Genomic DNA, 22,185 nt, shown 5'->3' with positions numbered 1-22,185 from the left:
GTCGTATCAACGCTCTGCCAGAGCGGCTTCACCCTTTTTCTCGCGAACGAGATTGACGAAGCGGCGGAACAGGTAGTGGCTGTCCTGCGGGCCAGGGGATGCTTCCGGGTGGTGCTGTACCGAGAACACCGGCTTGCCAACAACGCGCAGGCCGCAGTTTGTGCCGTCGAACAGCGAAATATGAGTCTCTTCAACGCCTTCCGGCAGTGACTTCGTGTCGACTGCAAAGCCATGGTTCATGGACACGATTTCCACCTTGCCTGTGGTAAAGTCCTTGACCGGGTGGTTGGCGCCGTGGTGGCCCTGATGCATCTTTTCAGTCTTTGCACCAAGCGCCAGACCAAGCATCTGGTGGCCGAGGCAGATGCCGAAAAGCGGCAGCTCGGACTTGATCAAATCCTGAATGACAGGAACGGCATATTCTCCGGTCGCAGCCGGGTCGCCAGGACCGTTGGACAGGAACACACCGTCGGGCTTCAGAGCCAGAATGTCTTCGGCAGAGGTCTTGGCAGGAACGACAGTGACCTTGCAGTCAAGGCCGGCAAACAGGCGCAGGATGTTACGCTTTACGCCGAAGTCAACGCAGACGACGTGGTACTTGGCATCAGCTTCGCCGAGCGTGCCGTAACCTTCGTTCCATACCCAAGGTGTCTCGGTCCAGACGGAAGACTGACCGGATGTGGCTTCAATGGCGAGGTCGAGACCGACCAGACCACTCCATGCCTTGGCTTCGGTCTTCAGCGCGTCGATATCGAAAACGCCGTTCGGGTCGTGGGCGATGACGGCGTTTGGTGCACCGTTTTCACGGATCCATGCAGTCAGTGCGCGTGTGTCGATGCCGCACAGGCCGATGATGCCACGGGCCTTCAGCCACGCATCGAGATGCTTGGCGGCGCGGTAGTTGGAGGGGTCGGTGATGTCGGCCTTGAAGATAACGCCAACCGCGCCGCGGCGTGCCGCCGGTGTCAGGTCTTCGATGTCTTCATCATTGGTACCAACGTTGCCGATATGCGGGAAGGTGAACGTAACGATCTGGCCAAGGTAGGACGGATCGGTGAGGATTTCCTCGTAACCGGTCAGTGCCGTGTTGAAGCAGACTTCAGCCTGAACCTTGCCAGTTGCGCCGATGCCGAAGCCTTCAATGACTGTGCCGTCGGCAAGAACGAGCATGGCAGTTGGTTTGCGGGTGGTCCATGGAGTTGTTGCGGTCATATCCGTTCCGTTTCCGCCCTCGCGCAACCGCTCACCTCTTGAAAGGTGACGGATCAAGGGCCATCTCTGGTCGCAGGCAAGGGCGCGCGAAATCCTCGCGACAGTACCCTTGATTAAAATCTCGTGCAGGTGCCGGAAAATAGACAAAGCGACGCTGGCGGTCAACCATAGCCTTGTGGATTACGTGGAATTAAAGCCCATGAAATTCAACGGGTTGTGTAATTGATTTGCGGGGTGTTGTTCGCTCGTCTAAGAGAACGCCAAAAATAACACGGAAAAGCGGCCTGACGAGACAGGCAAAACAACGCTTTTCGAAGGAGAATTGAGACCATGATGCGCGATATTTTCGCAAATGAGCTGAAAGAATCGCTGAAGGCAAGAGATGCGCGCCGCACTGGCACCATCCGGCTTATCCAGACGGCGATCAAGGACCGTGATATCGCCAACCGTGGTGTTGGCAAAGACCCGGTCTCGGATGACGAAATCATGCAGATCCTCACCAAGATGATCAAGCAGCGTGACGAGTCTGCCACCATTTATGATGGCGCCAACCGTCCCGAGCTTGCTACGCAGGAGCGTGAGGAAATCGAGGTTATTCGCGGATTCATGCCGGAGCAGATTCCGGAAGAAAAAGTGCGTGAGCTTTGCCAGTCTGTGATCAGCGAAACCGGTGCAGCCGGTCTGCGTGACATGGGCAAATGCATGAACGTGCTGAAGGAAAAATATCCGGGCCAGATCGATTTTGCCAAGGCATCCGGCATGGTCAAGGATTTGCTGAAGTAATTTCAGCCAAAAATGTTATTGTGAAAGGCAGGGTGTGTGCCCTGCCTTTTTTATTTCCTTCCAGCAGCGTCTACCCAAGGAAATCTGCACCGTAATTTCCCTTGGTCCGAAGGAAATGTATCCCCCCTGTGAATAGTGGGCATTACCTTTCGCCATTGTTGATATAATGTCTTTGACGCGCTTATATGGAAGGCTTGCCGAGGTTTCAGATGCGCTTTTCGAATTCCTTTCTCGATGAAATACGTGACCGCGTTAACATCTCTGATGTTATCGGGCGGCGCGTGACGTGGGACAGGAAGAAGAGCAATCCGTCGCGCGGTGACTTCTGGGCCTGCTGCCCGTTCCATGGTGAAAAAAGCCCAAGCTTCCACTGCGAGGACCGCAAGGGCCGCTACCACTGCTTTGGTTGTGGCGTGTCCGGTGACCATTTCCGTTTTCTGACCGATCTGGATGGTCTCAATTTCCCAGAGGCCGTGCAACAGATTGCCGATATGGCAGGTGTTGCCATGCCGCAGCCGGATGTGCAGGCTGAGCGGCGCGAGCGTGAGCGAGCCTCACTGCAGGACGTCATGGAAATGGCGACCGTATTCTTTCAGGACCAGTTGCAGACCGCAGCAGGCGCCAAGGCGAGAGCCTATCTGCGCGACCGCGGACTGACAGGTCGCACCATTGAGACCTTTCGATTGGGTTTTGCCCCGGAAGGGCGCAATACATTGAAGGAATATCTGGCTGGCAAAGGTGTCGGCAAGGATCAGATGGAGGCCTGCGGCCTGGTGGTGCATGAAAACGTGCCGGTGTCCTATGACCGGTTTCGCGATCGCATCATGTTCCCGATCCTGTCATCACGCGAGAAGGTGATTGCCTTTGGTGGTCGTGCCATGTCGCAGGATGCCTTGGCCAAATACCTGAACTCCAATGAGACCGAGCTCTTTCACAAGGGCAATGTGCTTTACAATTTCGCCAGAGCCAGGCGCGCCAGCCAGACACCGGGACAACAGTCCGGTGGAACGGTCATTGCCGTTGAAGGGTATATGGACGTTATCGCGTTGCATCAGGCCGGTATTGAAAATGCCGTTGCACCGCTTGGCACTGCGTTGACTGAAAATCAGCTTGAACTTCTCTGGAAAATGTCACCGCAGCCGGTGTTGTGCTTCGATGGTGATGGCGCCGGTATTCGCGCGGCCAACCGCGCTGCAGATTTGGCGTTGCCGCATATCAAGCCGGGACGTTCGGTCAGTTTCGCACTGTTGCCCGATGGCAAGGACCCGGATGATCTGGTGCGTCATGAGGGGCGGGCACCTTTCGACCGCGTCATGGCTGAAGCCAAGCCGCTGGCGGCGATGATCTGGAGCCGTGAGACGGCAGCCATGAGCTTCGATACGCCGGAAAAGCGGGCCGAACTTGAAAATCGCCTGAAACAGATCGTGACTGTCATTGCCGATGAAAGCGTGCGTCGTCACTACCAGCAGGACATGCGCGACCGGTTGAACGGCTTTTTCCAGCCGCAGTTCCAGCGTGGCCCATCGCAGGGTGGGCAGATGCGCCGTAATGGCGCACAGCCACGTGCAGGTGCTGGCGGGCGTGCTGCTGGGGCTGGTGGTGCAGGACGTGGCGGTGCGGCGTCTTCCAGCTTCTCCGACCGCCTTGTGCAGTCAGGCCTGGTCAAGGGATATCAGGCAACGCCTGCGCTGCGCGAAAGCGTGCTGGCCATTACCATTGTCAATCATCCAGTGCTGCTGCTGGAGGAATATGACGAGATTGCCGCCATTGATTATGAAAACCGTGATTTGCAGCGGCTTTGGTCGCAGGTTTTGACCTACGCGGCTGAAAGTGCCGAGCGCCTGTCACGCGAAGGCATGATGGAGCGGCTGGAGGGCCAAGGCTTCGGTGTGTTGCTGAAGGCGATGGAGCAGCAGGTTCGCAACGCGCGTCTTTGGACGGCGACCGTCGATGCTGCGCCGGAAGATGCGCGCGAAGGCTATAATCAGGCGCTGGCCTTGCATAAACGCACCAAAGTGCTGCGTTGGCAGAAAATAGAACAACAGCGTGAGATTGCCGAAGCAACCGAAGCGGGCGATGGTGATCGCGTTGTTCAATTGATGCGGGCGCTTAACGAGGTTCAGCTCGAAATCACCCGAATGGAGAACCAGGAAGCGATTATTGATGGTTTCGGTGTGATGTCCGGACGGGTGAAGGGACCGGCATTTGGACGCAGTTGATAAGAGATAGGCCTTGAGTTCTTCTCTGGGGCTTGTTTTAACCCTTCTGTTTCCTAAATAGTGGATAAGTCGGTGACTGCCCGTAAAATGCCTTGTTATTATCGGCTTTTTTGACTTTTCGTGGTCTGTTGTGCCGGAAAGGCTTGACTGGATGAGAAATAGCGGGAATCACCAATTCAGGTAAATAAGGTGGAATGGCCCTTGGTGGATCAGAACGGCATTAGCGAGCACTTCTGCATGCGAACGCATTGTTTGACGCTGACGGCCGTCGTGGTTAATCGGCAATTAAATATCATTCCGTTAGGTGTGTGACAGTGATTCGCTTCACACCTGATGCCTACCAAGGCAACAGGTTTGGAGCGAACGGCATGTTAGCGTCAGGGAAAGCGACGAGATAGATGGCAACCAAAGTCAAAGAAAACGAAGAAGCAGAAAACGAACGCGACGGTGCGACGGACGGTCCGCTTCTCGATCTTTCCGATGACGCGGTCAAAAAAATGATCAAGGCCGCGAAGAAGCGCGGCTATGTCACGATGGATGAGCTGAACTCTGTTCTGCCTTCCGAAGAGGTGACGTCGGAGCAGATCGAAGACACGATGGCAATGTTGTCCGATATGGGCATCAATGTTGTCGAGGATGAAGAAGCCGAAGAAGCCAGCAACAATGATGAGGACGGCGATACCGAAGCGGAGGAATCCGAAGGCGGTGAGCTGAGCACGTCCAGTGGCACGGCACTGGCGACGGCGAAGAAGAAAGAACCGACCGATCGTACAGACGATCCGGTGCGCATGTATCTGCGCGAAATGGGTTCGGTAGAGCTTCTGTCTCGCGAAGGCGAAATTGCCATTGCCAAGCGCATCGAAGCTGGCCGCGAAACAATGATCTCCGGTCTCTGTGAGAGCCCGTTGACGTTCCAGGCGCTAATTATCTGGCGTGATGAGCTCAACGAAGGCACAACACTGCTGCGCGAAATCATCGACCTCGAAACGACCTATTCCGGTCCTGAGGCGAAGGCTGCCCCGCAGTTCCAGAGCCCTGAAAAGATCGAGGCTGATCGCAAGGCTGCCGAAGAAAAAGAAAAGACACGCCGTGCACGCGTCAGCGATGACGATGTGACCAATGTCGGCGGTGAAGGCCTGCCACTCGAGGAAGAAGAAGAGGACGATGACGAATCGAACCTTTCTCTTGCTGCGATGGAAGCTGAACTGCGTCCGCAGGTCATGGAAACGCTCGATACGATTGCTGACACCTACAAGAAGCTGCGCAAGCTTCAGGACCAGCAGGTTGAGGCACGCCTGGCCTGTACAGGCACCCTGTCCAGCGGGCAGGAGCGTCGTTACAAGGAACTTAAGGATCAGTTGATCACGGCCGTTAAGTCGCTGTCGCTGAACCAGAACCGCGTCGACAGCCTCGTTGAGCAGCTTTACGACATTTCCAAGCGTCTGATGCAGAACGAAGGCCGTCTGCTGCGTCTGGCTGAATCCTACGGCGTGAAGCGTGACAGCTTCCTTGAGCAGTATCACGGTGCCGAACTTGATCCGAACTGGATGAAGTCGATTGCCAACCTTGTTGCCAAGGGCTGGAAGGACTTCGCACGCGAAGAGAACCAGACAATCCGCGATATCCGTCTCGAAATCCAGAATCTGGCCACCGAAACCGGCATTTCCATTGCCGAGTTCCGCCGCATTGTGTCGATGGTGCAGAAGGGTGAACGCGAAGCGCGTATCGCCAAGAAGGAAATGGTTGAGGCCAACCTGCGTCTCGTTATTTCCATCGCCAAGAAGTACACAAACCGTGGTCTGCAGTTCCTCGACCTTATTCAGGAAGGCAATATCGGCCTGATGAAGGCGGTGGACAAGTTCGAATATCGTCGTGGTTACAAGTTCTCGACCTATGCGACATGGTGGATTCGTCAGGCCATTACCCGCTCGATTGCCGACCAGGCACGTACCATCCGTATTCCGGTGCATATGATCGAAACGATTAACAAGATCGTTCGTACATCGCGCCAGATGCTGCATGAAATCGGTCGCGAGCCGACACCGGAAGAACTGGCTGAAAAGCTGGCCATGCCGCTTGAAAAGGTGCGCAAGGTTCTGAAGATCGCCAAGGAGCCGATTTCGCTCGAAACGCCAGTGGGTGACGAAGAAGATTCGCATCTGGGTGACTTCATCGAAGACAAGAACGCGCTTCTGCCTATCGATGCTGCCATTCAGGCCAACCTGCGTGAAACAACCACGCGCGTTCTGGCGTCCCTGACCCCCCGTGAAGAGCGCGTTCTGCGTATGCGTTTCGGCATCGGCATGAACACCGACCACACTCTGGAAGAGGTTGGTCAGCAGTTCTCGGTGACACGCGAACGTATTCGTCAGATTGAAGCCAAGGCGCTTCGCAAGCTCAAGCACCCAAGCCGTTCGCGCAAGCTGCGTTCGTTCCTGGATAGCTAAAAGCAAAATATCGCACTTTGAAAAACCGGCCCTTGTGGCCGGTTTTTTGTTGCGCGCTTTCAAGCTCATGTGAGGCAAAGTGCGAATGGGTGGAACGCACGGTATATTGTACGAGATGCCGTCGCACTTTGGCTTTGTTTGCATTATTGATGTTGTGTGATGCAGAAGATTCCGGAAAAACAATGGTGGCAAAAAGGATGGACGATCCCGGTATCGGTCGTACTGCACCTTGCTATTGTTGGTGCGTTCTTTTTGCAGTTTCCGGATTTCCCGACCGAGATGGCGGAGCCTGAAAGCATTAGTGTCGATCTGGTGCCGCCAGAGCCAGAACCACCACTGCCGCCACCTGAGCCTGAAAAGGAACCGGAAAAGCCGGAACAACCCGCTGCACCTCCGCCTCCGCCGCCTGCCGAAGAGGCTGCGCAAAAAATGCCAGCGGCCACAATGCCAGCAATCGCAATCCGCCCTGAGCCTCAGAAGGACGATGTCGTGGATAATCCTGGCACTAGTCCCGATGACGACGCTTCCGTCGCTGAAGACCCTACGGAGCTGGAGGAAAAGCCAACCGAAACGGTAACCGAGCCAAGCGAGAATCCGGTAGAGAATGCCGCAGTGGAGACGGCCTCGGCTGCTGCCGAGGACAACCCGCCGCCAACCGCTGCCGATGGTGAGTTGGCACCGCCTGATCCTGTCAAAACCGAACCTGCTGAAAAGCCGGTAGAGGCCAAACCGGAGGAAAAACCTGTCGAGGACAAGCCGGTAGAGGAAAAGGCAGCACAGACACCGAAGACCGATGCGCCAAAGAAATTAAAGAGCGCCAAAAAGCTTTTATCAAATCGGGTGATTGATAATCCCGGCATGCGTTCCATGCTGGGCGATTTGCCACCCAAACGCCGCATCGTGCAAATGTGCAGCATTGAGGCGTTGGCGCAGATCCGTCAGGTACGCTCTGGCTCCAGTGGACCGGATGGCATTGTGCCTTTTTCAGAAAAGGGTGGCCTGATTTCCGGCAATGTGCTTGATGCGAGTGGCGGTGCCTTTAACGTTGGCAACCGCTGGTACGATGTCACATTCCGTTGCGAGGTAGACCTCGATAACTTCAACGTCACATCGTTCCAGTATGAGATTGGCAAGGCGGCAGTGCCGCAGGCCGATGTCGTGAAACGTGGTTTCCCGGTGCCTTAAAATCCGACCACTCAGGCAGTTTCCGCTTTTTGTGACAGTCTGCCAATTTCTGACATGAGGGCATCTTCATCATAAGGTTTTCGGATAACTGGCACATTGGTCAGTTCTGCCGGTACGGCCAGGCTATCAGAATAACCGGTCGCAAACATGAATGGAATCTTGCGTCTCAAGAGTTCCTGGGCGACCGGAATGGATGTGTCCGAGCCAAGATTGATATCCAAAATGGCGACATCCGGTGAGAAGCTTTTCAGCTTTTCCAGTGCCATGCCGGAGGATGTCGCTGTTTCAACGCCGAAGATACCATTGTCTTCCAGCATATTTTCAACATCCATAGCAATCAGCATCTGGTCTTCAACGAGGAGCACTTTCAACGGTTCACCCTTTTTATGATGGTGTGATGGGGCAGTGTTTTTGGTTTCGCTCGCAACCGGAGCGACGATGTTTGACGAAGAGATGTGTCGGGCAGGCAGCAGCATCTGCACCTGCAAACCATCCAGCAAATAGGTCGTCGTGCTTTTACCGCCGAGGTCGTAGGGAATGCTGCGATTGATCAGTGCCGTGCCAAACCCCGTGCGTGACGGCGCAATCATCGGCGTACGCAGCACTTCACGCCATTCCAGAGCGCAGTCGCCCACCTCGTTCAGCTTCCAGCTGACGGACAATTGTCCGCCGCTGTGGGCGAGGGCGCCATATTTCGCAGCATTGGTGGCCAGTTCGTGCAGGACCAGCGCCATGACGGAGAAGGCGCGCGAATCGAGAATGATATGCGGGCCGTCCAGGCTGATTGTGCCTTCACCAGCGCTATGCGGTGTCAGCTCGGCGTCCAGAAGGTCTTTGAGGGCACCACCGCCATCACCACGAATGATCTGGTCATGGGCGAATGACAGTGCCTGTATACGACCTTTCAGCGAGGTGATGTAGTCCTCCAGTGTGCGCCCTTGCTGTTTCGGATTGCCCACCAGTGACTTGATAATCGCCAGCACGTTTTTGACGCGGTGGTTCAGCTCCTCGTTCAGCATGCGCTGACGCACCTCGGCGCGTTTGCGCTCGCCTGCCATCAGTTCGCTATGGTGAAAGGCGATTTCCATCAGTGCAACACGTGCGGCTTCGGCAATCTGCCGGTCGGCTTCGGTCCACGGTTGCGCCTGCATTTCCACTGTTTCTTTCCAGATGGCGAAGCTCTTGCGCGGGGTCAGGCGGTCGCCCAAAGGACCTGTTTCATAGGATTTATCCGGATTTCCTCCCCAGTTCAAAGTCTGGATCAATTCCTTGCGGAAAAACAGCAGATATTTTTCTTCGACCTGCGAAAGAGGAATGGCAAGCATTCCGGCGGCAACATCGCTGTAAGCTGCGGCTTCTGGATGCTGTTGCGAGAGGCAATGACCTGCCCAGATTTTGGCGCCTTCGACCATTGAGGTCGTGAACATTATGAGCCCCGGGATCGCATCTTCTGGCGGTGTAGAGCCCTGGCTGTACCACTTGCCCTTCAACCAAAGCCCAACGCCATCACATGGCATCAACCGGGTGAAGTCATGGAAACTCTCGACGAGAAGTTGCTCAATATCCGTGTGGTGGGCTGCAACACGCAAAAACGTATCGAGTGCAGCATGTGCCTGATTAGCCGTGTCCAGTTTGCGCTTCTGTTTCAGGGCCTGGAGATGCAGGGAGAAAAACTCACCAAACATTTCTGCAGCGATGCGACCTGGCAGCGACAGCATGCGAGGCGAGTAGTGGTGGCAGGCAATAAGGCCCCAGAGCACACCATCAACAATGATGGAGATCGACATGGAGGCCGACACGCCCATGTTACGCAGGTATTCCAGGTGAATGGGCGAAACGCTGCGCAAATGGGCAAATGAGAGATCGAGCGGTTCTCCGGAAGCATCAAGAACGGGGTTTATCGCAACCCGATCGCCGTTGGCATTGGAGATGATGCGCAAGGTGTTTTTCAGGTAAAGCGCGCGAGCCTGCTGGGGAATGTCGCTGGCGGGGAAATATTGCCCAAGAAAACTTTCCAGCTCGCGTTCTTTCGCCTCGGAGATGACTTTGCCCGCGCCGTCGTCTTCAAAACGGTAGATCATTACGCGGTCATAACCGAGCGTGGCTTTTACCAGCTTGGCGGCCCGCTCCACAAATATTTCGATGTTATTGAGCGACTTGATCCGCTCGATCATCCGCTGTGCCAAGTGCAAGGGATGGACTTCATCGCTGGCCGGCTCCAGTTCGATGATTGTAGTAGATTTGTGCCGATGCACGGAAATGTCGAAAATCAGGCCATCTTTGATTTTAACGCCCGGCAGTACTGCCGGTCTTTCGCTGCGGTTCATAATGGTCAGCGCGTTGCGTAGATCATGCACCGCCTGATCGCCGAGAATGCTTTCAATCGGTTTGCCGTTCAGGTTCTCAGTTTCACGCAGCATTTCACCACAGTTTTCCGAGTGGCGAATGATGGTGTGCATGGTTTTGTCACAGGCGATCAGACAACCATGGGGCTGTACGAAGCCAGGTATATGGATTGGTTCCTTGTCGCAATTGGTCAGATTGACCTGTTTATCAGGGATATTCATATGCCATACTTTCAAAACGAACCGGAACTGAAGCAATCACGCTGCCGTACGGATATACAGTCGCAATTGATGATTTTTGATGAATTATCAGCGGGAAACGATTGAAGATGGCGTCGGTGCCAAGCGACATAGAAGACTGCCTTCGGTCAAGATTCGATTGTGTTGGGGCAAAAATTCGGTCCAAGATTTCAGTCGTCACGCGCTTGTCCCGTTATGGAAATTGCCCCTTATGGCCATCAACATTTCCGAAGCATTTAAGTTCCATTTTAAAACAGGAAAAAATACATGCCGCAGAAAACCATAGTGATCTCGACCAAAGGGCAGGGGCTTTACGAATTTACTCGTGAGGCGGCGTCTTTTATACGGGATTGCGGCGGTGAGGACGGGCTGTTGACGCTGTTCGTGCGCCACACATCCTGTTCTCTGCTGATTCAAGAAAATGCCGATCCGGATGTGCAGCGAGATTTGCGGGAGTTTTTTGCCCGCCTTGTTCCCCCATCAAACGACCCTTCCATGCGTTGGGTTGTTCATACGATGGAGGGGCCTGATGATATGCCTGCTCACATCAAATCAGCACTGACACAGGTGTCCATCGGTATCCCCGTGTCAGCAGGTCGAATGGCGTTGGGAACATGGCAGGGCATCTATCTTTTCGAGCATCGAGACCAGTCTCACCGGCGTGAAATCGTACTTCACCTATCGGCGTGACTTTTTATTTTTATATGAAAATCAGTCCGTTATTTCGAATTTTCGTCCGAGTTAATCATAATGAACTATAGCTGAACGGACGGTTCTGAATCCGTTCAGCCTGATCTTTCTATGTTCTCTTCAACCGCTTGGGAAATGCGGGATCGTTATTGGTCCAACCCTCAAGGAAATTGGAGAAAACACAATGTTGAATAGTTTTGCAAAAGCCGGTCTGGCAGCACTCATCGCTCTTGGTGGTTTCTCTGCGACCGCATCAACAGCTTCTGCCGGTGGTCCGGAAATTCGTTTCGGTATCTACAACGGCGGTGGCCACGGTGGTGGTCATGGCTGGCAGCGTGAGCGCGATCGTCGACGCGACAATTGCTCCCCTTGGTTTGCAGAAGAAAAGGCAAGCCGCATGGGCTTGCGCCGCGCCCGCGTTGTTGACGTTTCGCCGCGTCGCGTTGTTGTCGCCGGTTTTGACCGCCACGGCCGTGACCGCGTTGTCTTCGCCAATCAGCGTGGTTGCCCGGTTATCCGCCGCTAATCATTTCACAGCATCAGCCGTCTGGTCCACCCGCCCTTGACGGCCTGAAAGAAACGCCTCTTGCTTTGCTCTCACGGGCAGGCATGGGGCGTTTCAACAAATCAGCCCGAAACTTTCCGCACCCCCGTTTCGAGAATACGTGATATTGAAGTGTTCTGGAGAAATTTGGTGGGCCTGGAGAGACTCGAACTCCCAACCAAGCGGTTATGAGCCGCCGGCTCTAACCATTGAGCTACAGGCCCACTGAGCAACACGTGCTCATGTACGCCGGATGCAATGGTTCATATCGGCGCAAAAATGGCTCTAAACCAATTTGTGGGAACCTACAAGCCATTGCCGTAAAGGCTTCACAATCTATTGCCACAGGATAATGATGCGCTCAAACTTGCAACGATTTGGTGCATCCAATAATGAGGAGACATTCCATGATTGCTAAAAATGCCCGTACTGCTTTGATTCTGGCGGCATTCACGACCTTTTCGACACTGCCCATGGGCGCAAGTGCTGCCTTTGCGCAGGCCTCCACACCACGCGAAGCAGTTATCAATGTTTCGGGCGAAGGCCAGGCGGCAATTGTGCCTGACATGGCGATTCTCTCCTTCAGCGTCGTCAAGCAGGCTGACACTGCCGCGGCAGCTCTCGATGCCAACAGCAAGGCACTGGCCGAAGTCTTGAAAGCCCTGAAGGCTGACAAGATTGACGACAAGGATCTGCAGACCAGCAACTTCTCCATTCAGCCGCTCTACAAGCAGGTTGAGCCAAAGGATGGCGTTTATGTTGCGCCTGAGATCATCGGTTATCAGGTTAGCAACGGCCTGACAGTGCGGGTGCGCGATTTGGCGAAGCTTGGCGGCATCATGGATACCTCTGTCAAGCTTGGTATCAATCAGGGTGGCGATATCAGCTTCACCAATGACAAACCGGATGCGACGGTTGAGGAGGCACGCAAGGCAGCCGTTGCCAATGCGGTTGAAAAAGCCAAGACCCTTGCTGCAGCCGCTGGCGTAAAGCTTGGCCGTATCATTGAAATCAATGAAAACATGCCACGCCCGATGGCGCAGCCAATGGTGCGCGCCGCAATGATGAAAGAAATGGATGCGGGCGTACCGATCGCGGCTGGTGAAAATACCTATACCGTGACTGTAAACCTGACATTTGCGCTGGAACAGTAATCTTTTAGCGGGGAGGGGCAGCGGTTTACCGTTGCCCTTTGTCTGTTCGTGGCGCTGTTTGTCCCGCGGCTTTCTCAGACCTCTGGCCAAAGAAAAGCAGTTGCATTTACGACATCATCTCCTATTTAGGGCACAAGAGAGGACGGCCTCCCCCATAACGGGAAGATTGATCGGGACGACCCGGTAGCACCCGCAGGGGAATATCATGCGCTCCGTTCGCGACAGAATCCGTCACGCCATCAGTTTCGAAATCATCGGTCTTTTGCTGGTTACGCCTTTGGGCGCGCTGGTGTTCAACAAACCGATTGAAGACATTGGCGTTATTGCAGTTGTCGGTGCAACGCTCGCCACCCTGTGGAACTACGTTTACAATCTGTCTTTCGATATGCTGATGACGCGCTGGCGCGGCACGACCGAAAAGACCATTCCGATCCGTGTACTGCACACGGTATTGTTTGAGGCCGGTCTGCTTGTCGTGCTGTTGCCGTTCATTGCGACATATCTCGGCATCACACTCTGGGCAGCCTTTGTCATGGATGCCGCTTTCGCACTGTTTTATATGGTCTATGCCTTTGTTTTCAATTGGGGTTATGACCGCGTTTTCCCACTACCCGAGTGGAGTCAGGGCGAAAACATCACGCAATCGTGACGCCTCTACGCCGTTGAATGCAACCATGGCTTACTTGTTTTATCGCCTGTGCGCTGACAAGTAAGCGCCATTGTTGCGTGCGTATATGAGTGTATGTTTGTGCGAATTTTGAAAATTGCAAAAATTGCGGCTGTTTGTCTGGTCGCATTGCCTGTTTTGACCGGCGCCCATATGGGCATCAATCAGTTGATCGGGAATTTCCATGAAGTGCTGCCGGGTGAGCTTTATCGCTCGGCACAGCCAAGCGGCAAGGATATTACTTCCTATGCCGAAACCTACGGCATCAAGACCATCATCAATCTACGGGATGAGAAACGCGAAGCCTGGTATAACGCCGAAAGCGAAGCGGCCAAGGCACACGGCATTCGTCTGGTCGATTTTCCGCTCAGTTCCAAGGAAAAGCTGACGCAGGGTGATTCTGAGCTTCTGGTCGAGATCATGAAAAACGCCGAGAAGCCCATTCTTATTCATTGTGAGCATGGCGCCAACCGCACCGGGTTGGTGTCTGCCATGTATGTTGGTGCCGTTGCCGGTAAAAGCGAGATGTTTTCCGAATTCCAGCTGTCACCTTATTACGGTCATGTGCCGATCCCCGGCATTGGTCGTTATGCGATGTACGAATCCTGGGATGAGTTTGAAGAAAGCATCGGGTTTTAAATCTTACTCATAAAAAGTGCCGCGTTTCTAAGGAACGCGGCATTTTTTTATCCGGAATCAATTCAGAACCGGGCATCTTTCTCGGAGATAACCTTGGTCAGGCTGCCATCGGCTGGGAACAGCGGAATGAGGCAGGCCTGCAGCGCGTGGTAAATGTCGCCTTTGCCGGGGAACAGCGTATTGGCCGGAACGAGGTTTTCGGTTAGTTCCTCATGCCAGCCGCCATTTTTGTGATCGATGAAGCGGTTGGCAATGGTGCTCCAGATCTTGCGATAGCTGTCCTCATAAAATGCGTCAGCCGGCAGATTTTCATTGAGGAAGTGGGCAGCACCGGCTGCCTCACACATTGGCCACCAGAGCTTTTCCTTCTTGGCGGGAACATTGTCCCAGTCCAGCGTATAGAAGAAGCCACCTTGTTGTCTGTCCCAGCCAAGAGCCATGGACTGCACGAACAGGGATTGGGCGGCAAGGGGCATCCAGTCGTGTTTGCGGTCTCCCAGCACCCATAATTGTAGGATGAGGCGTGCCCATTCCAGCCAGTGGCCGGGTGTGGAGCCAGAAGGACGGAACATTTCGTTGCCGCGATAATCCTTGTTCAGCGTCCAGTTGTCATCGAAATGCTCAGGCACGCGGAAATCCAACGCGCGCGCGCAGTGGTTGATGATGAGGTCGGCAATGCGCTCGGCCTTGTCGAGATAGATGCGTTCGCCGGTCACCTCATAGGCCGCCATGAGCGCTTCGGTCAGGTGCATGTTGGAGTTCTGGCCGCGATAGGCTTCGATAGGTGACCAGTCGCGGTTGAACTCCTCATTGATGGCGCCGTGTTTTTCTTCCCAGAAGCGGGTCTGCAAAACCTCGGTCACATCGGCGAGCATGGCGTCTGCCAGCGGGTGGCCGACCACCTTGGCGGAGGAAGCGGCCAGCAGTACAAATGCGTGGCCGTAACCCTGCTTGCTCGAATCGACCGGACCGTTGTCATCGACCTGCCAGAAATAACCGCCATGCTGTGTGTCACGGTGGTTTTCCCATAGATAGGTCATGCCATGGTCGATGATATCGCCGCAGCCGGGGCGACCGAGCAAATGGCCAATGGCGAAACAATGCACCATGCGGGCAGAGGCGTGAATGCCGCGAACCGGGTTTTCCGGCTGCAAAGGCGCGCCACTGGCGTTCAGATCGAAGAAACCACCCTTGGGATTGACGGCACGATATTGAAAGAAATCATACAATTCATCCGCCTGTTTCAACAGCCATTGCCTGTGCAGGGGCAGGGTGCTCCAGTTCGCAGAGAGTGTTTCGGCCTTCGGCATTGTCTTCCTCCATGTTGGGGAAAGCTATATCTGCTCATCTATTGGCTGTCACGCAGAAGAGCATTCTCTTATGATGCGACATCATGTGAAACCATAGCTATGCCTTGAAGATATATTGACATAAACATATCTTTATGTGAGTTGATGCTTGCGATACCGCAAGCTGGAATGAGGAGAGTGCCCGTGTTTGACGAAGTGTTCGGCGCAGAAGGTGGTCGCCAGGATGGCGCAGAAATTCTGAAAGCCCTTCAACAGGCAGCGCGTGAGCGTATCCTCATTCTTGATGGTGCCATGGGCACGCAGATCCAGGGGCTGGGATTTGAGGAAGACGACTTCCGTGGCAACCGGTTCATTGGTTGCGCCTGCCATCAGAAGGGCAATAACGACCTTCTTATTCTGACCCAGCCAAGTGCGATCGAAGACATACATTATCGCTATGCGATTGCCGGTGCCGATATTCTGGAAACCAATACCTTCTCGTCAACCAGCATCGCGCAGGCTGACTACGAGATGGAAGGTGCTGTTTATGACCTGAACCGTGAAGGTGCAGCCGTCGTGCGCCGTGCTGCGCAGCGCGCCGAACGCGAAGATGGCAAGCGTCGTTTCGTGGCTGGTGCCATCGGCCCGACCAACCGTACCGCCTCCATTTCCCCTGATGTTAACAATCCCGGTTACCGTGCCGTGACCTTCGATGATCTGCGTCTTGCCTATGGCGAGCAGATCGATGGTCTGATCGATGGTGGTTCTGACATCATCCTGATAGAAACGATCTTCGACACGCTGAACGCGAAGGCAGCAATTTTCGCCTGCCAGGAGCGTTTTGCTGCCAAGGGCATTTATTTGCCGGTAATGATATCAGGTACGATCACCGACCTCTCGGGCCGCACGCTGTCCGGGCAGACGCCATCGGCGTTCTGGAACTCGGTGCGTCACGCAAATCCATTCACCATCGGCCTCAATTGCGCGCTGGGTGCCAATGCCATGCGCCCGCATTTGAACGAACTGTCTGACGTCGCTGATACCTTCATCTGCGCCTATCCGAATGCTGGCCTGCCAAACGAATTTGGCCAGTATGACGAAACGCCCGAGATGATGGCAAAGCAGGTTGAAGGCTTTGCACGCGACGGTCTGGTCAATATTGTCGGCGGTTGCTGTGGTTCGACGCCTGACCATATCCGCGCCATTGCCGAAGCCGTAAAGGGCCACAAGCCGCGCCAGGTGCCTGAGCACAGGTCCTTCATGTCGCTGTCTGGCCTTGAGCCTTTCGTACTGACAAAGGACATTCCGTTCGTCAACGTCGGTGAGCGTACCAACGTGACCGGCTCGGCGCGTTTCCGCAAGCTGATTACCGCTGGTGATTATACTGCAGCACTTGCCGTTGCCCGCGATCAGGTGGAAAACGGTGCACAAGTCATCGACATCAACATGGATGAAGGCCTGATCGACAGCCAGAAGGCCATGGTCGAGTTCCTGAACCTGATTGCCGCTGAACCGGATATTGCCCGCGTTCCTGTCATGATCGACTCGTCGAAATTCGAGATCATCGAAGCTGGTCTGAAGTGCGTTCAGGGCAAGTCCATCGTCAACTCCATCTCGCTGAAGGAAGGCGAGGAGAAGTTTCTCGAGCAGGCACGGTTGGTGCGCAATTACGGTGCTGCCGTAGTTGTCATGGCGTTTGACGAAGTTGGCCAGGCCGATACCTATCAGCGCAAGGTCGAGATTTGCAGCCGTGCTTACAAGTTGCTGACCGAAAAGGCTGGTCTGCTGCCGGAAGACATCATCTTCGATCCGAACGTGTTTGCGGTGGCAACCGGTATTGAAGAACACAATAATTACGGTGTCGACTTCATTCAGGCGACAGAGACCATCCGCAAGACCATGCCGCTGACACATATCTCCGGCGGTGTTTCCAACCTGTCCTTCTCGTTCCGTGGCAATGAGCCGGTGCGCGAAGCCATGCATGCGGTGTTCCTGTATCACGCAATTCAGGTTGGCATGGACATGGGTATCGTCAATGCTGGCCAGCTGGCTGTCTACGACAATATCGACGCTGAGCTGCGTGATGCCTGTGAAGACGTGGTGCTGAACCGTCGTGACGATGCCACTGAGCGACTGCTGGAAATTGCGGAACGTTTCCGTGGCTCTGGTGCCAAGGAAGCCAAGGTGCAGGACCTGTCCTGGCGTGAGCTGCCGGTTGAAAAGCGCCTGTCCCATGCGCTGGTCAATGGCATTACCGATTATATCGATGCCGATACTGAAGAAGCACGCCAGAACGCCGAGCGTCCGCTGCACGTTATCGAAGGCCCGCTGATGGCCGGCATGAATGTGGTGGGTGACCTGTTTGGTGCCGGCAAGATGTTCCTGCCGCAGGTGGTGAAATCCGCCCGCGTCATGAAACAGGCCGTGGCCGTGTTGTTGCCATACATGGAAGAAGAGAAGCGTCTGAATGGCGGTTCTGAACGCAGTGCTGCCGGCAAGGTGCTGATGGCGACCGTGAAAGGCGACGTACACGATATCGGCAAGAACATTGTCGGCGTCGTGCTGGCCTGTAACAACTACGAGATCATCGATCTTGGCGTGATGGTGCCGACCTCAAAAATTCTGGAAACGGCGATTGCCGAGAAGGTGGATGTCATCGGTCTTTCCGGTCTGATCACGCCGTCACTGGACGAGATGGTGCATGTCGCTGCCGAAATGGAGCGGCAGGGTTTTGACATTCCACTGCTGATCGGTGGCGCAACCACCAGCCGTGTGCACACGGCCGTGAAGATCCACCCGCGTTATGAGAAGGGGCAGGCGATTTACGTCACCGATGCTTCGCGTGCCGTTGGTGTGGTGTCGGCGCTGCTATCCAACGAGCAGAGGCCTGCCTATATCGATGGTATTCGCGGTGAATACGCCAAAGTTGCCGAAGCCCATGCCCGTAACGAGCGTGAGAAGCTGCGCCTACCGTTGCAGCGTGCCCGTGATAATGCCCACAAGGTTGACTGGAGCGATTACAAGCCGGTCAAACCGCAGTTCTATGGCACCAAGGTGTTCGAGAGCTACGACCTTGAGGAATTGTCGCGTTACATCGACTGGACTCCGTTCTTCCAGACGTGGGAACTGAAAGGCCGCTACCCGGCGATCCTCGACGATGAAAAGCAGGGTGAGGCCGCACGCCAGCTTTATGCTGACGCACAAGCCATGCTCAAGAAGATCATTGATGAGAAGTGGTTCCGTCCGCGGGCTGTCATCGGTTTCTGGCCTGCCAATACGGTTGGTGACGATATCCGCTTGTTTACGGATGAAAGCCGCGCGGAGGAATTGGCGACGTTCTTCACGCTGCGCCAGCAGTTGTCCAAGCGCGACGGTCGTCCGAATGTGGCGCTGTCTGACTTCGTGGCACCAAAGGACAGCGGTGTTGAAGACTATGTCGGCGGTTTCGTTGTCACGGCTGGTATCGAGGAAGTGGCGATTGCCGAACGTTTTGAGCGCGCCAATGACGACTATTCGTCCATTCTCGTAAAGGCACTGGCGGACCGTTTTGCCGAAGCCTTTGCCGAGTGCATGCATGAACGTGTGCGCAAGGAGTTCTGGGGATATGCCAAGGACGAGAGCCTTAGCAATGAAGATCTGGTCGGTGAAGCCTATGCCGGTATTCGCCCGGCACCCGGTTATCCTGCCCAGCCTGATCACACCGAAAAGAAGACGCTGTTCGAACTGCTGGACGCGACAAATGCCGCCGGTGTCGAGTTGACCGAGAGCTACGCCATGTGGCCGGGTTCGTCCGTGTCTGGCATCTATATCGGCCATCCTGAAAGCTACTATTTCGGCGTTGCCAAGGTAGAGCGCGATCAGGTTCACGACTATGCGGCGCGCAAGGGCATGCCGGTTGTCGAGGTTGAGCGTTGGCTTGGACCGGTGCTGAACTATGTGCCGACCAATGGCGACGACGACGTGGAAAATGCGGCCTGAGAGTTTGCGTCAGGCCGTTGATGATCTGAGTCCGGTTTTCTCGACAAGGCATTGAAGGAAAAGAAAAAGGCGCGAAAAACTTCGCGCCTTTTTGTTGTCTAAAAGACTGTGTTCGCCCCGCCCTTTGGGACGGCGAGGCGGCGGCCTTGTTAGGCGCGCAATGTCTCCAGTTCCTCGATGCCGACATGGCTTTCCACCTCGTCACCACGCAGATGCAGGTAGACACCAATGGCAAAGGCAAGAACGGCGATGAACACCAGATACCAGGCGTGAGCCATCGGGGTGTAAGCCAGCGCGGTCGTGACGGCGACTGGTGTCAGGCCGCCAAAGATCGCGTAGGAGACATTGTAGGCGAAGGACATGCCGGAGAAACGTACCGATGCCGGGAAGGCACGGACCATCACGTATGGTACTGCGCCGACGATGCCGACCGAGAAACCCATAACCGCGTAAAGTCCGAAAAGGGCGGTAAGCGAGGTACCGGCAAAGCTGTAGAACGTGAAAGTGGCAATACCGAAAAACACGCTGGCGCCCATGAAGAAACGACCACTGCCGATCTTGTCGACCAGTGCACCAGCCAGAATGACACCGATGATCAGGAACAGCGTTCCAAAGCTGGTGGCAGCCAGTGATTCAAGCGCCGAGTAGCCATAAAGCTTCTGCAGGAAGGTAGCGGTCATCAGTGTCGTGACGACGATTGCTGCAGACAGAACCCAGGTCAGCAGGGCAGAAATGATGACGCCGCGTCTGTGGTTCTTCAAAACGGTGCCAAGTGGCAGGTCGCGTGACAGCGACTTCGACTTCTTCATCTCGTTGAAGATCGGGGTCTCCTCGAGCCAACGGCGCAGGTAAACGGCAACGAGGCCGAAGATGCCGCCGATGAAGAACGGAATGCGCCAGGCGTAAGCGGCAACTTCCTCAGGCGTGAAAATGCTGTTGATCGCTGTCGCGATGAGCGAGCCGAGCATGATGCCGAGCGACAGGCCAGACGTCAGGAAACCGCAGGCGAGGCCAACACGGCGGAATGGCACGTGTTCAGACACGAATGTCCAGGCACCCGGTACTTCGCCACCAATGGCAGCGCCCTGCAACATGCGCAGGATAACCAGCATGATCGGTGCAGCAATGCCAATTGATGCGTAGGTTGGCATCAGCGCCATGCCGAGCGTCGAAAGCGCCATCAGCAGAATGGAGAAAGCAAACACACGCTTGCGGCCATAACGGTCACCGAAATGGGCAAGTACGATGCCACCGATCGGGCGGATGAGATAACCGGCAGCAAAAATACCGAAGGTCTGGATCATGATCACCGAGTCCGACATGTCGGCCGGGAAGAACAGGTGGCCGATGACGGTGGCGAAAAAGACGAAAATGATGAAGTCGTAAAACTCAAGCGCGCCGCCAAGGGCGGACAGGCCAAGTGTACGGTAATCCTGTGAATTCAGGGGGCGGGCAGCCGCCGGTGTCGTGGTGGGAGACATGATGATGCCGTTCTCTTCGTAGGTGACCCCACGCAACCCGCCGCTCGTTTGAATTATGTCATGGCAATGGATTGCGCATACAACATTGAGGAGACTGTCCGGCGCATGGTGGCATGGGCGGAATGTCTGAAACTCACTGTCCGGGCGGTTGAATGCGGCATCGTCAGGGGGATTACAAGCGGTTTCTGGCCGCTTTTGCTCGATGGTGAACAAAAGCGGCGCAAAGCCTGTTTAAATCGATTGTATTTCCTACTCGCGGATAACGAGAAGGTCGCGTGCGTCGAAATACAAGGTAACGACAGAATCATGTTCTGGTGGCTGCATGCCGGGATTATTGAACATGTCGAACGAGATTTTGTGGCCAGCGACATCAAGGCGCGTACGGATGACCGAGCCGAGGAAGTTGCTGCTCAGCACCTTCCCGGAAATCGACGAATCTTTGTTTTCCGATGCAGACAGCGTTCCGGCTTCCGGGCGAAGCGCGAGTGAAATCTTGTCGCCCTGTTTGTGAGTGGCAATCGGTTCTGCCAACTTCAGTGTCGTTTCGCCGATCTTGATCGTCGCGCTGGCCGGATCAACCACCGTTGCCTCAAGGATATTGAGCGTGCCAACGAAGGATGCCACGAAGCGGGTTTCCGGCTTGTTGTAAACCTCAAACGGCGTGCCGATCTGGTCTGCACGGCCGGCATTCATCACCACGATGCGGTCGGAAATGGACAAGGCCTCTTCCTGATCGTGGGTCACGAAAATGGTGGTGATGCCTAGCTGACGCTGGATCTGGCGAATTTCTTCACGCAGCGACACGCGGATCTTGGCGTCGAGAGCCGAGAGCGGTTCGTCGAGCAGCAGCACTTCCGGCTTTGGCGCAAGAGCACGGGCCAAGGCAACACGCTGCTGTTGACCACCAGACATTTGGTATGGGTAACGGTCAGCCAGATGTTCGAGGTGAATGAGCGCCAGCATTTCCTTGACGCGTGCGCCGATCTCACTCTTTGGCTTGCCAGCGACCTTGAGGCCGAATGCGACGTTTTCAAACACGTTCATGTTTGGAAACAGAGCGTAGGCCTGAAACACCATGCCAATGTTGCGCTGGTTTGGCCGCAATGTCGTCTGGTTGCGACCGTTGATAACAATGTCGCCGTCGCTCGGTGTCTCGAAACCGGCGATCATGCGCAGGATAGTGGTCTTGCCGCATCCCGATGGGCCGAGGAACGAGATGAACTCACCTTTTTCAATCGCCATGTTAAAGTCATGGACGACCTGCACCGGGCCAAAAGATTTTTTAATGTTCTGAAGTGTCAAAAAGCTCATA

Annotated in this window: 16 protein-coding genes and 1 tRNA gene; 10 read left to right on the top strand and 7 right to left on the bottom strand. The window is 55.0% G+C overall.

Going from position 1 to position 22,185, the window contains the following annotated elements; all coding sequences use genetic code 11:
* Positions 1-6 precede the first annotated feature (6 nt).
* Positions 7-1,212 (bottom strand): glutamine-hydrolyzing carbamoyl-phosphate synthase small subunit, encoded by a 1,206-nt coding sequence (gene carA, locus HGO37_RS02025; RefSeq protein WP_250981924.1) that lies wholly within the window; start codon positions 1,210-1,212, stop codon positions 7-9.
* A gap of 333 nt (positions 1,213-1,545) precedes the next feature.
* On the opposite strand from carA, the gene HGO37_RS02020 reads away from it, so the two are divergent.
* The 4 genes from HGO37_RS02020 (at position 1,546) to HGO37_RS02005 (ending at position 7,846) form a co-directional block, all read left to right on the top strand.
* Positions 1,546-1,995: a GatB/YqeY domain-containing protein gene (locus tag HGO37_RS02020; RefSeq protein ID WP_192488864.1), complete on the top strand. Its 450-nt coding sequence runs from the start codon at positions 1,546-1,548 to the stop codon at positions 1,993-1,995.
* A gap of 209 nt (positions 1,996-2,204) precedes the next feature.
* Complete coding sequence (gene dnaG, locus HGO37_RS02015; protein WP_250981923.1) at positions 2,205-4,214, top strand: DNA primase; 2,010 nt, start codon at positions 2,205-2,207, stop codon at positions 4,212-4,214.
* Between the two features lie 398 nt (positions 4,215-4,612).
* Entirely contained in the window at positions 4,613-6,661 is a 2,049-nt protein-coding gene (gene rpoD, locus HGO37_RS02010) for an RNA polymerase sigma factor RpoD (RefSeq protein WP_192488459.1), read from the top strand.
* A gap of 159 nt (positions 6,662-6,820) precedes the next feature.
* Positions 6,821-7,846, top strand: a complete 1,026-nt coding sequence (locus HGO37_RS02005) for a DUF930 domain-containing protein (RefSeq protein ID WP_250981922.1) — start codon at positions 6,821-6,823, stop codon at positions 7,844-7,846.
* Between the two features lie 11 nt (positions 7,847-7,857).
* Here HGO37_RS02005 and HGO37_RS02000 read toward each other — a convergent pair whose 3' ends face one another.
* Both HGO37_RS02000 and HGO37_RS01995 read right to left on the bottom strand, forming a co-directional pair.
* On the bottom strand, positions 7,858-10,413 hold the full coding sequence (locus HGO37_RS02000; RefSeq protein WP_250981921.1) for an HWE histidine kinase domain-containing protein: 2,556 nt from the start codon (positions 10,411-10,413) through the stop codon (positions 7,858-7,860).
* Complete coding sequence (locus tag HGO37_RS01995) at positions 10,400-10,612, bottom strand: hypothetical protein (protein ID WP_250981920.1); 213 nt, start codon at positions 10,610-10,612, stop codon at positions 10,400-10,402. Before HGO37_RS01995 ends, HGO37_RS02000 begins: the two co-directional genes overlap by 14 nt.
* Before the next feature lie 86 nt (positions 10,613-10,698).
* On the opposite strand from HGO37_RS01995, the gene HGO37_RS01990 reads away from it, so the two are divergent.
* Positions 10,699-11,121 (top strand): secondary thiamine-phosphate synthase enzyme YjbQ, encoded by a 423-nt coding sequence (locus HGO37_RS01990; RefSeq protein ID WP_250981919.1) that lies wholly within the window; start codon positions 10,699-10,701, stop codon positions 11,119-11,121.
* Positions 11,122-11,305: 184 nt separating this feature from the next.
* Complete coding sequence (locus HGO37_RS01985) at positions 11,306-11,647, top strand: hypothetical protein (protein WP_250981918.1); 342 nt, start codon at positions 11,306-11,308, stop codon at positions 11,645-11,647.
* 166 nt (positions 11,648-11,813) lie between these two features.
* Here HGO37_RS01985 and HGO37_RS01980 read toward each other — a convergent pair.
* Positions 11,814-11,889, bottom strand: a tRNA-Ile gene (locus HGO37_RS01980).
* A 183-nt stretch (positions 11,890-12,072) separates the two neighbouring features.
* Between HGO37_RS01980 and HGO37_RS01975 the strand changes: the two genes are divergently transcribed.
* The 3 genes from HGO37_RS01975 to HGO37_RS01965 all read left to right on the top strand — a co-directional run bounded on the left by HGO37_RS01975 (position 12,073) and on the right by HGO37_RS01965 (position 14,125).
* Positions 12,073-12,819 carry an SIMPL domain-containing protein gene (locus HGO37_RS01975; RefSeq protein ID WP_409515541.1) on the top strand — a complete coding sequence of 249 codons (747 nt, stop codon included), beginning with the start codon at positions 12,073-12,075 and terminating at the stop codon, positions 12,817-12,819.
* Between the two features lie 205 nt (positions 12,820-13,024).
* Positions 13,025-13,468, top strand: a complete 444-nt coding sequence (locus HGO37_RS01970) for a PACE efflux transporter (protein ID WP_250981917.1) — start codon at positions 13,025-13,027, stop codon at positions 13,466-13,468.
* 93 nt (positions 13,469-13,561) lie between these two features.
* Positions 13,562-14,125, top strand: coding sequence for a dual specificity protein phosphatase family protein (locus tag HGO37_RS01965; protein WP_285200439.1), 564 nt, complete (start codon positions 13,562-13,564; stop codon positions 14,123-14,125).
* 62 nt (positions 14,126-14,187) lie between these two features.
* Here the strand turns inward: HGO37_RS01965 and HGO37_RS01960 are convergent, their stop codons facing one another.
* The gene (locus tag HGO37_RS01960; protein ID WP_250981915.1) at positions 14,188-15,435 is read right to left on the bottom strand and encodes an AGE family epimerase/isomerase; all 1,248 of its coding nucleotides are present in this window, start codon (positions 15,433-15,435) and stop codon (positions 14,188-14,190) included.
* A 183-nt stretch (positions 15,436-15,618) separates the two neighbouring features.
* Between HGO37_RS01960 and metH the strand changes: the two genes are divergently transcribed.
* Positions 15,619-19,392: a methionine synthase gene (metH, locus tag HGO37_RS01955; RefSeq protein ID WP_250981914.1), complete on the top strand. Its 3,774-nt coding sequence runs from the start codon at positions 15,619-15,621 to the stop codon at positions 19,390-19,392.
* Between the two features lie 149 nt (positions 19,393-19,541).
* On the opposite strand, the gene HGO37_RS01950 is transcribed toward metH, so the two are convergent.
* Both HGO37_RS01950 and HGO37_RS01945 read right to left on the bottom strand, forming a co-directional pair.
* Positions 19,542-20,873 carry an MFS transporter gene (locus HGO37_RS01950; RefSeq protein ID WP_250982388.1) on the bottom strand — a complete coding sequence of 444 codons (1,332 nt, stop codon included), beginning with the start codon at positions 20,871-20,873 and terminating at the stop codon, positions 19,542-19,544.
* Between the two features lie 249 nt (positions 20,874-21,122).
* Positions 21,123-22,184: an ABC transporter ATP-binding protein gene (locus HGO37_RS01945; RefSeq protein WP_250981913.1), complete on the bottom strand. Its 1,062-nt coding sequence runs from the start codon at positions 22,182-22,184 to the stop codon at positions 21,123-21,125.
* Position 22,185: the final 1 nt, after the last annotated feature.

Source organism: Rhizobium sp. CG4 (assembly GCF_023701965.1).
Lineage (GTDB): Bacteria > Pseudomonadota > Alphaproteobacteria > Rhizobiales > Rhizobiaceae > Agrobacterium.
This window is presented reverse-complemented; position numbering and strand designations above follow the sequence as displayed.

Excerpts from the sequence above, each read along its gene's own strand:
- carA (WP_250981924.1), bottom strand. The coding sequence starts at position 1,212 with ATGACCGCAACAACTCCATGGACCACCCGCAAACCAACTGCCATGCTC.
- HGO37_RS02020 (WP_192488864.1), top strand. The coding sequence starts at position 1,546 with ATGCGCGATATTTTCGCAAATGAGCTGAAAGAATCGCTGAAGGCAAGA.
- dnaG (WP_250981923.1), top strand. The coding sequence starts at position 2,205 with ATGCGCTTTTCGAATTCCTTTCTCGATGAAATACGTGACCGCGTTAAC.
- rpoD (WP_192488459.1), top strand. The coding sequence starts at position 4,613 with ATGGCAACCAAAGTCAAAGAAAACGAAGAAGCAGAAAACGAACGCGAC.
- HGO37_RS02005 (WP_250981922.1), top strand. The coding sequence starts at position 6,821 with ATGCAGAAGATTCCGGAAAAACAATGGTGGCAAAAAGGATGGACGATC.
- HGO37_RS02000 (WP_250981921.1), bottom strand. The coding sequence starts at position 10,413 with ATGAATATCCCTGATAAACAGGTCAATCTGACCAATTGCGACAAGGAA.
- HGO37_RS01990 (WP_250981919.1), top strand. The coding sequence starts at position 10,699 with ATGCCGCAGAAAACCATAGTGATCTCGACCAAAGGGCAGGGGCTTTAC.
- HGO37_RS01985 (WP_250981918.1), top strand. The coding sequence starts at position 11,306 with ATGTTGAATAGTTTTGCAAAAGCCGGTCTGGCAGCACTCATCGCTCTT.
- HGO37_RS01975 (WP_409515541.1), top strand. The coding sequence starts at position 12,073 with ATGATTGCTAAAAATGCCCGTACTGCTTTGATTCTGGCGGCATTCACG.
- HGO37_RS01970 (WP_250981917.1), top strand. The coding sequence starts at position 13,025 with ATGCGCTCCGTTCGCGACAGAATCCGTCACGCCATCAGTTTCGAAATC.
- HGO37_RS01965 (WP_285200439.1), top strand. The coding sequence starts at position 13,562 with ATGTTTGTGCGAATTTTGAAAATTGCAAAAATTGCGGCTGTTTGTCTG.
- HGO37_RS01960 (WP_250981915.1), bottom strand. The coding sequence starts at position 15,435 with ATGCCGAAGGCCGAAACACTCTCTGCGAACTGGAGCACCCTGCCCCTG.
- HGO37_RS01950 (WP_250982388.1), bottom strand. The coding sequence starts at position 20,873 with ATGTCTCCCACCACGACACCGGCGGCTGCCCGCCCCCTGAATTCACAG.
- HGO37_RS01945 (WP_250981913.1), bottom strand. The coding sequence starts at position 22,184 with ATGAGCTTTTTGACACTTCAGAACATTAAAAAATCTTTTGGCCCGGTG.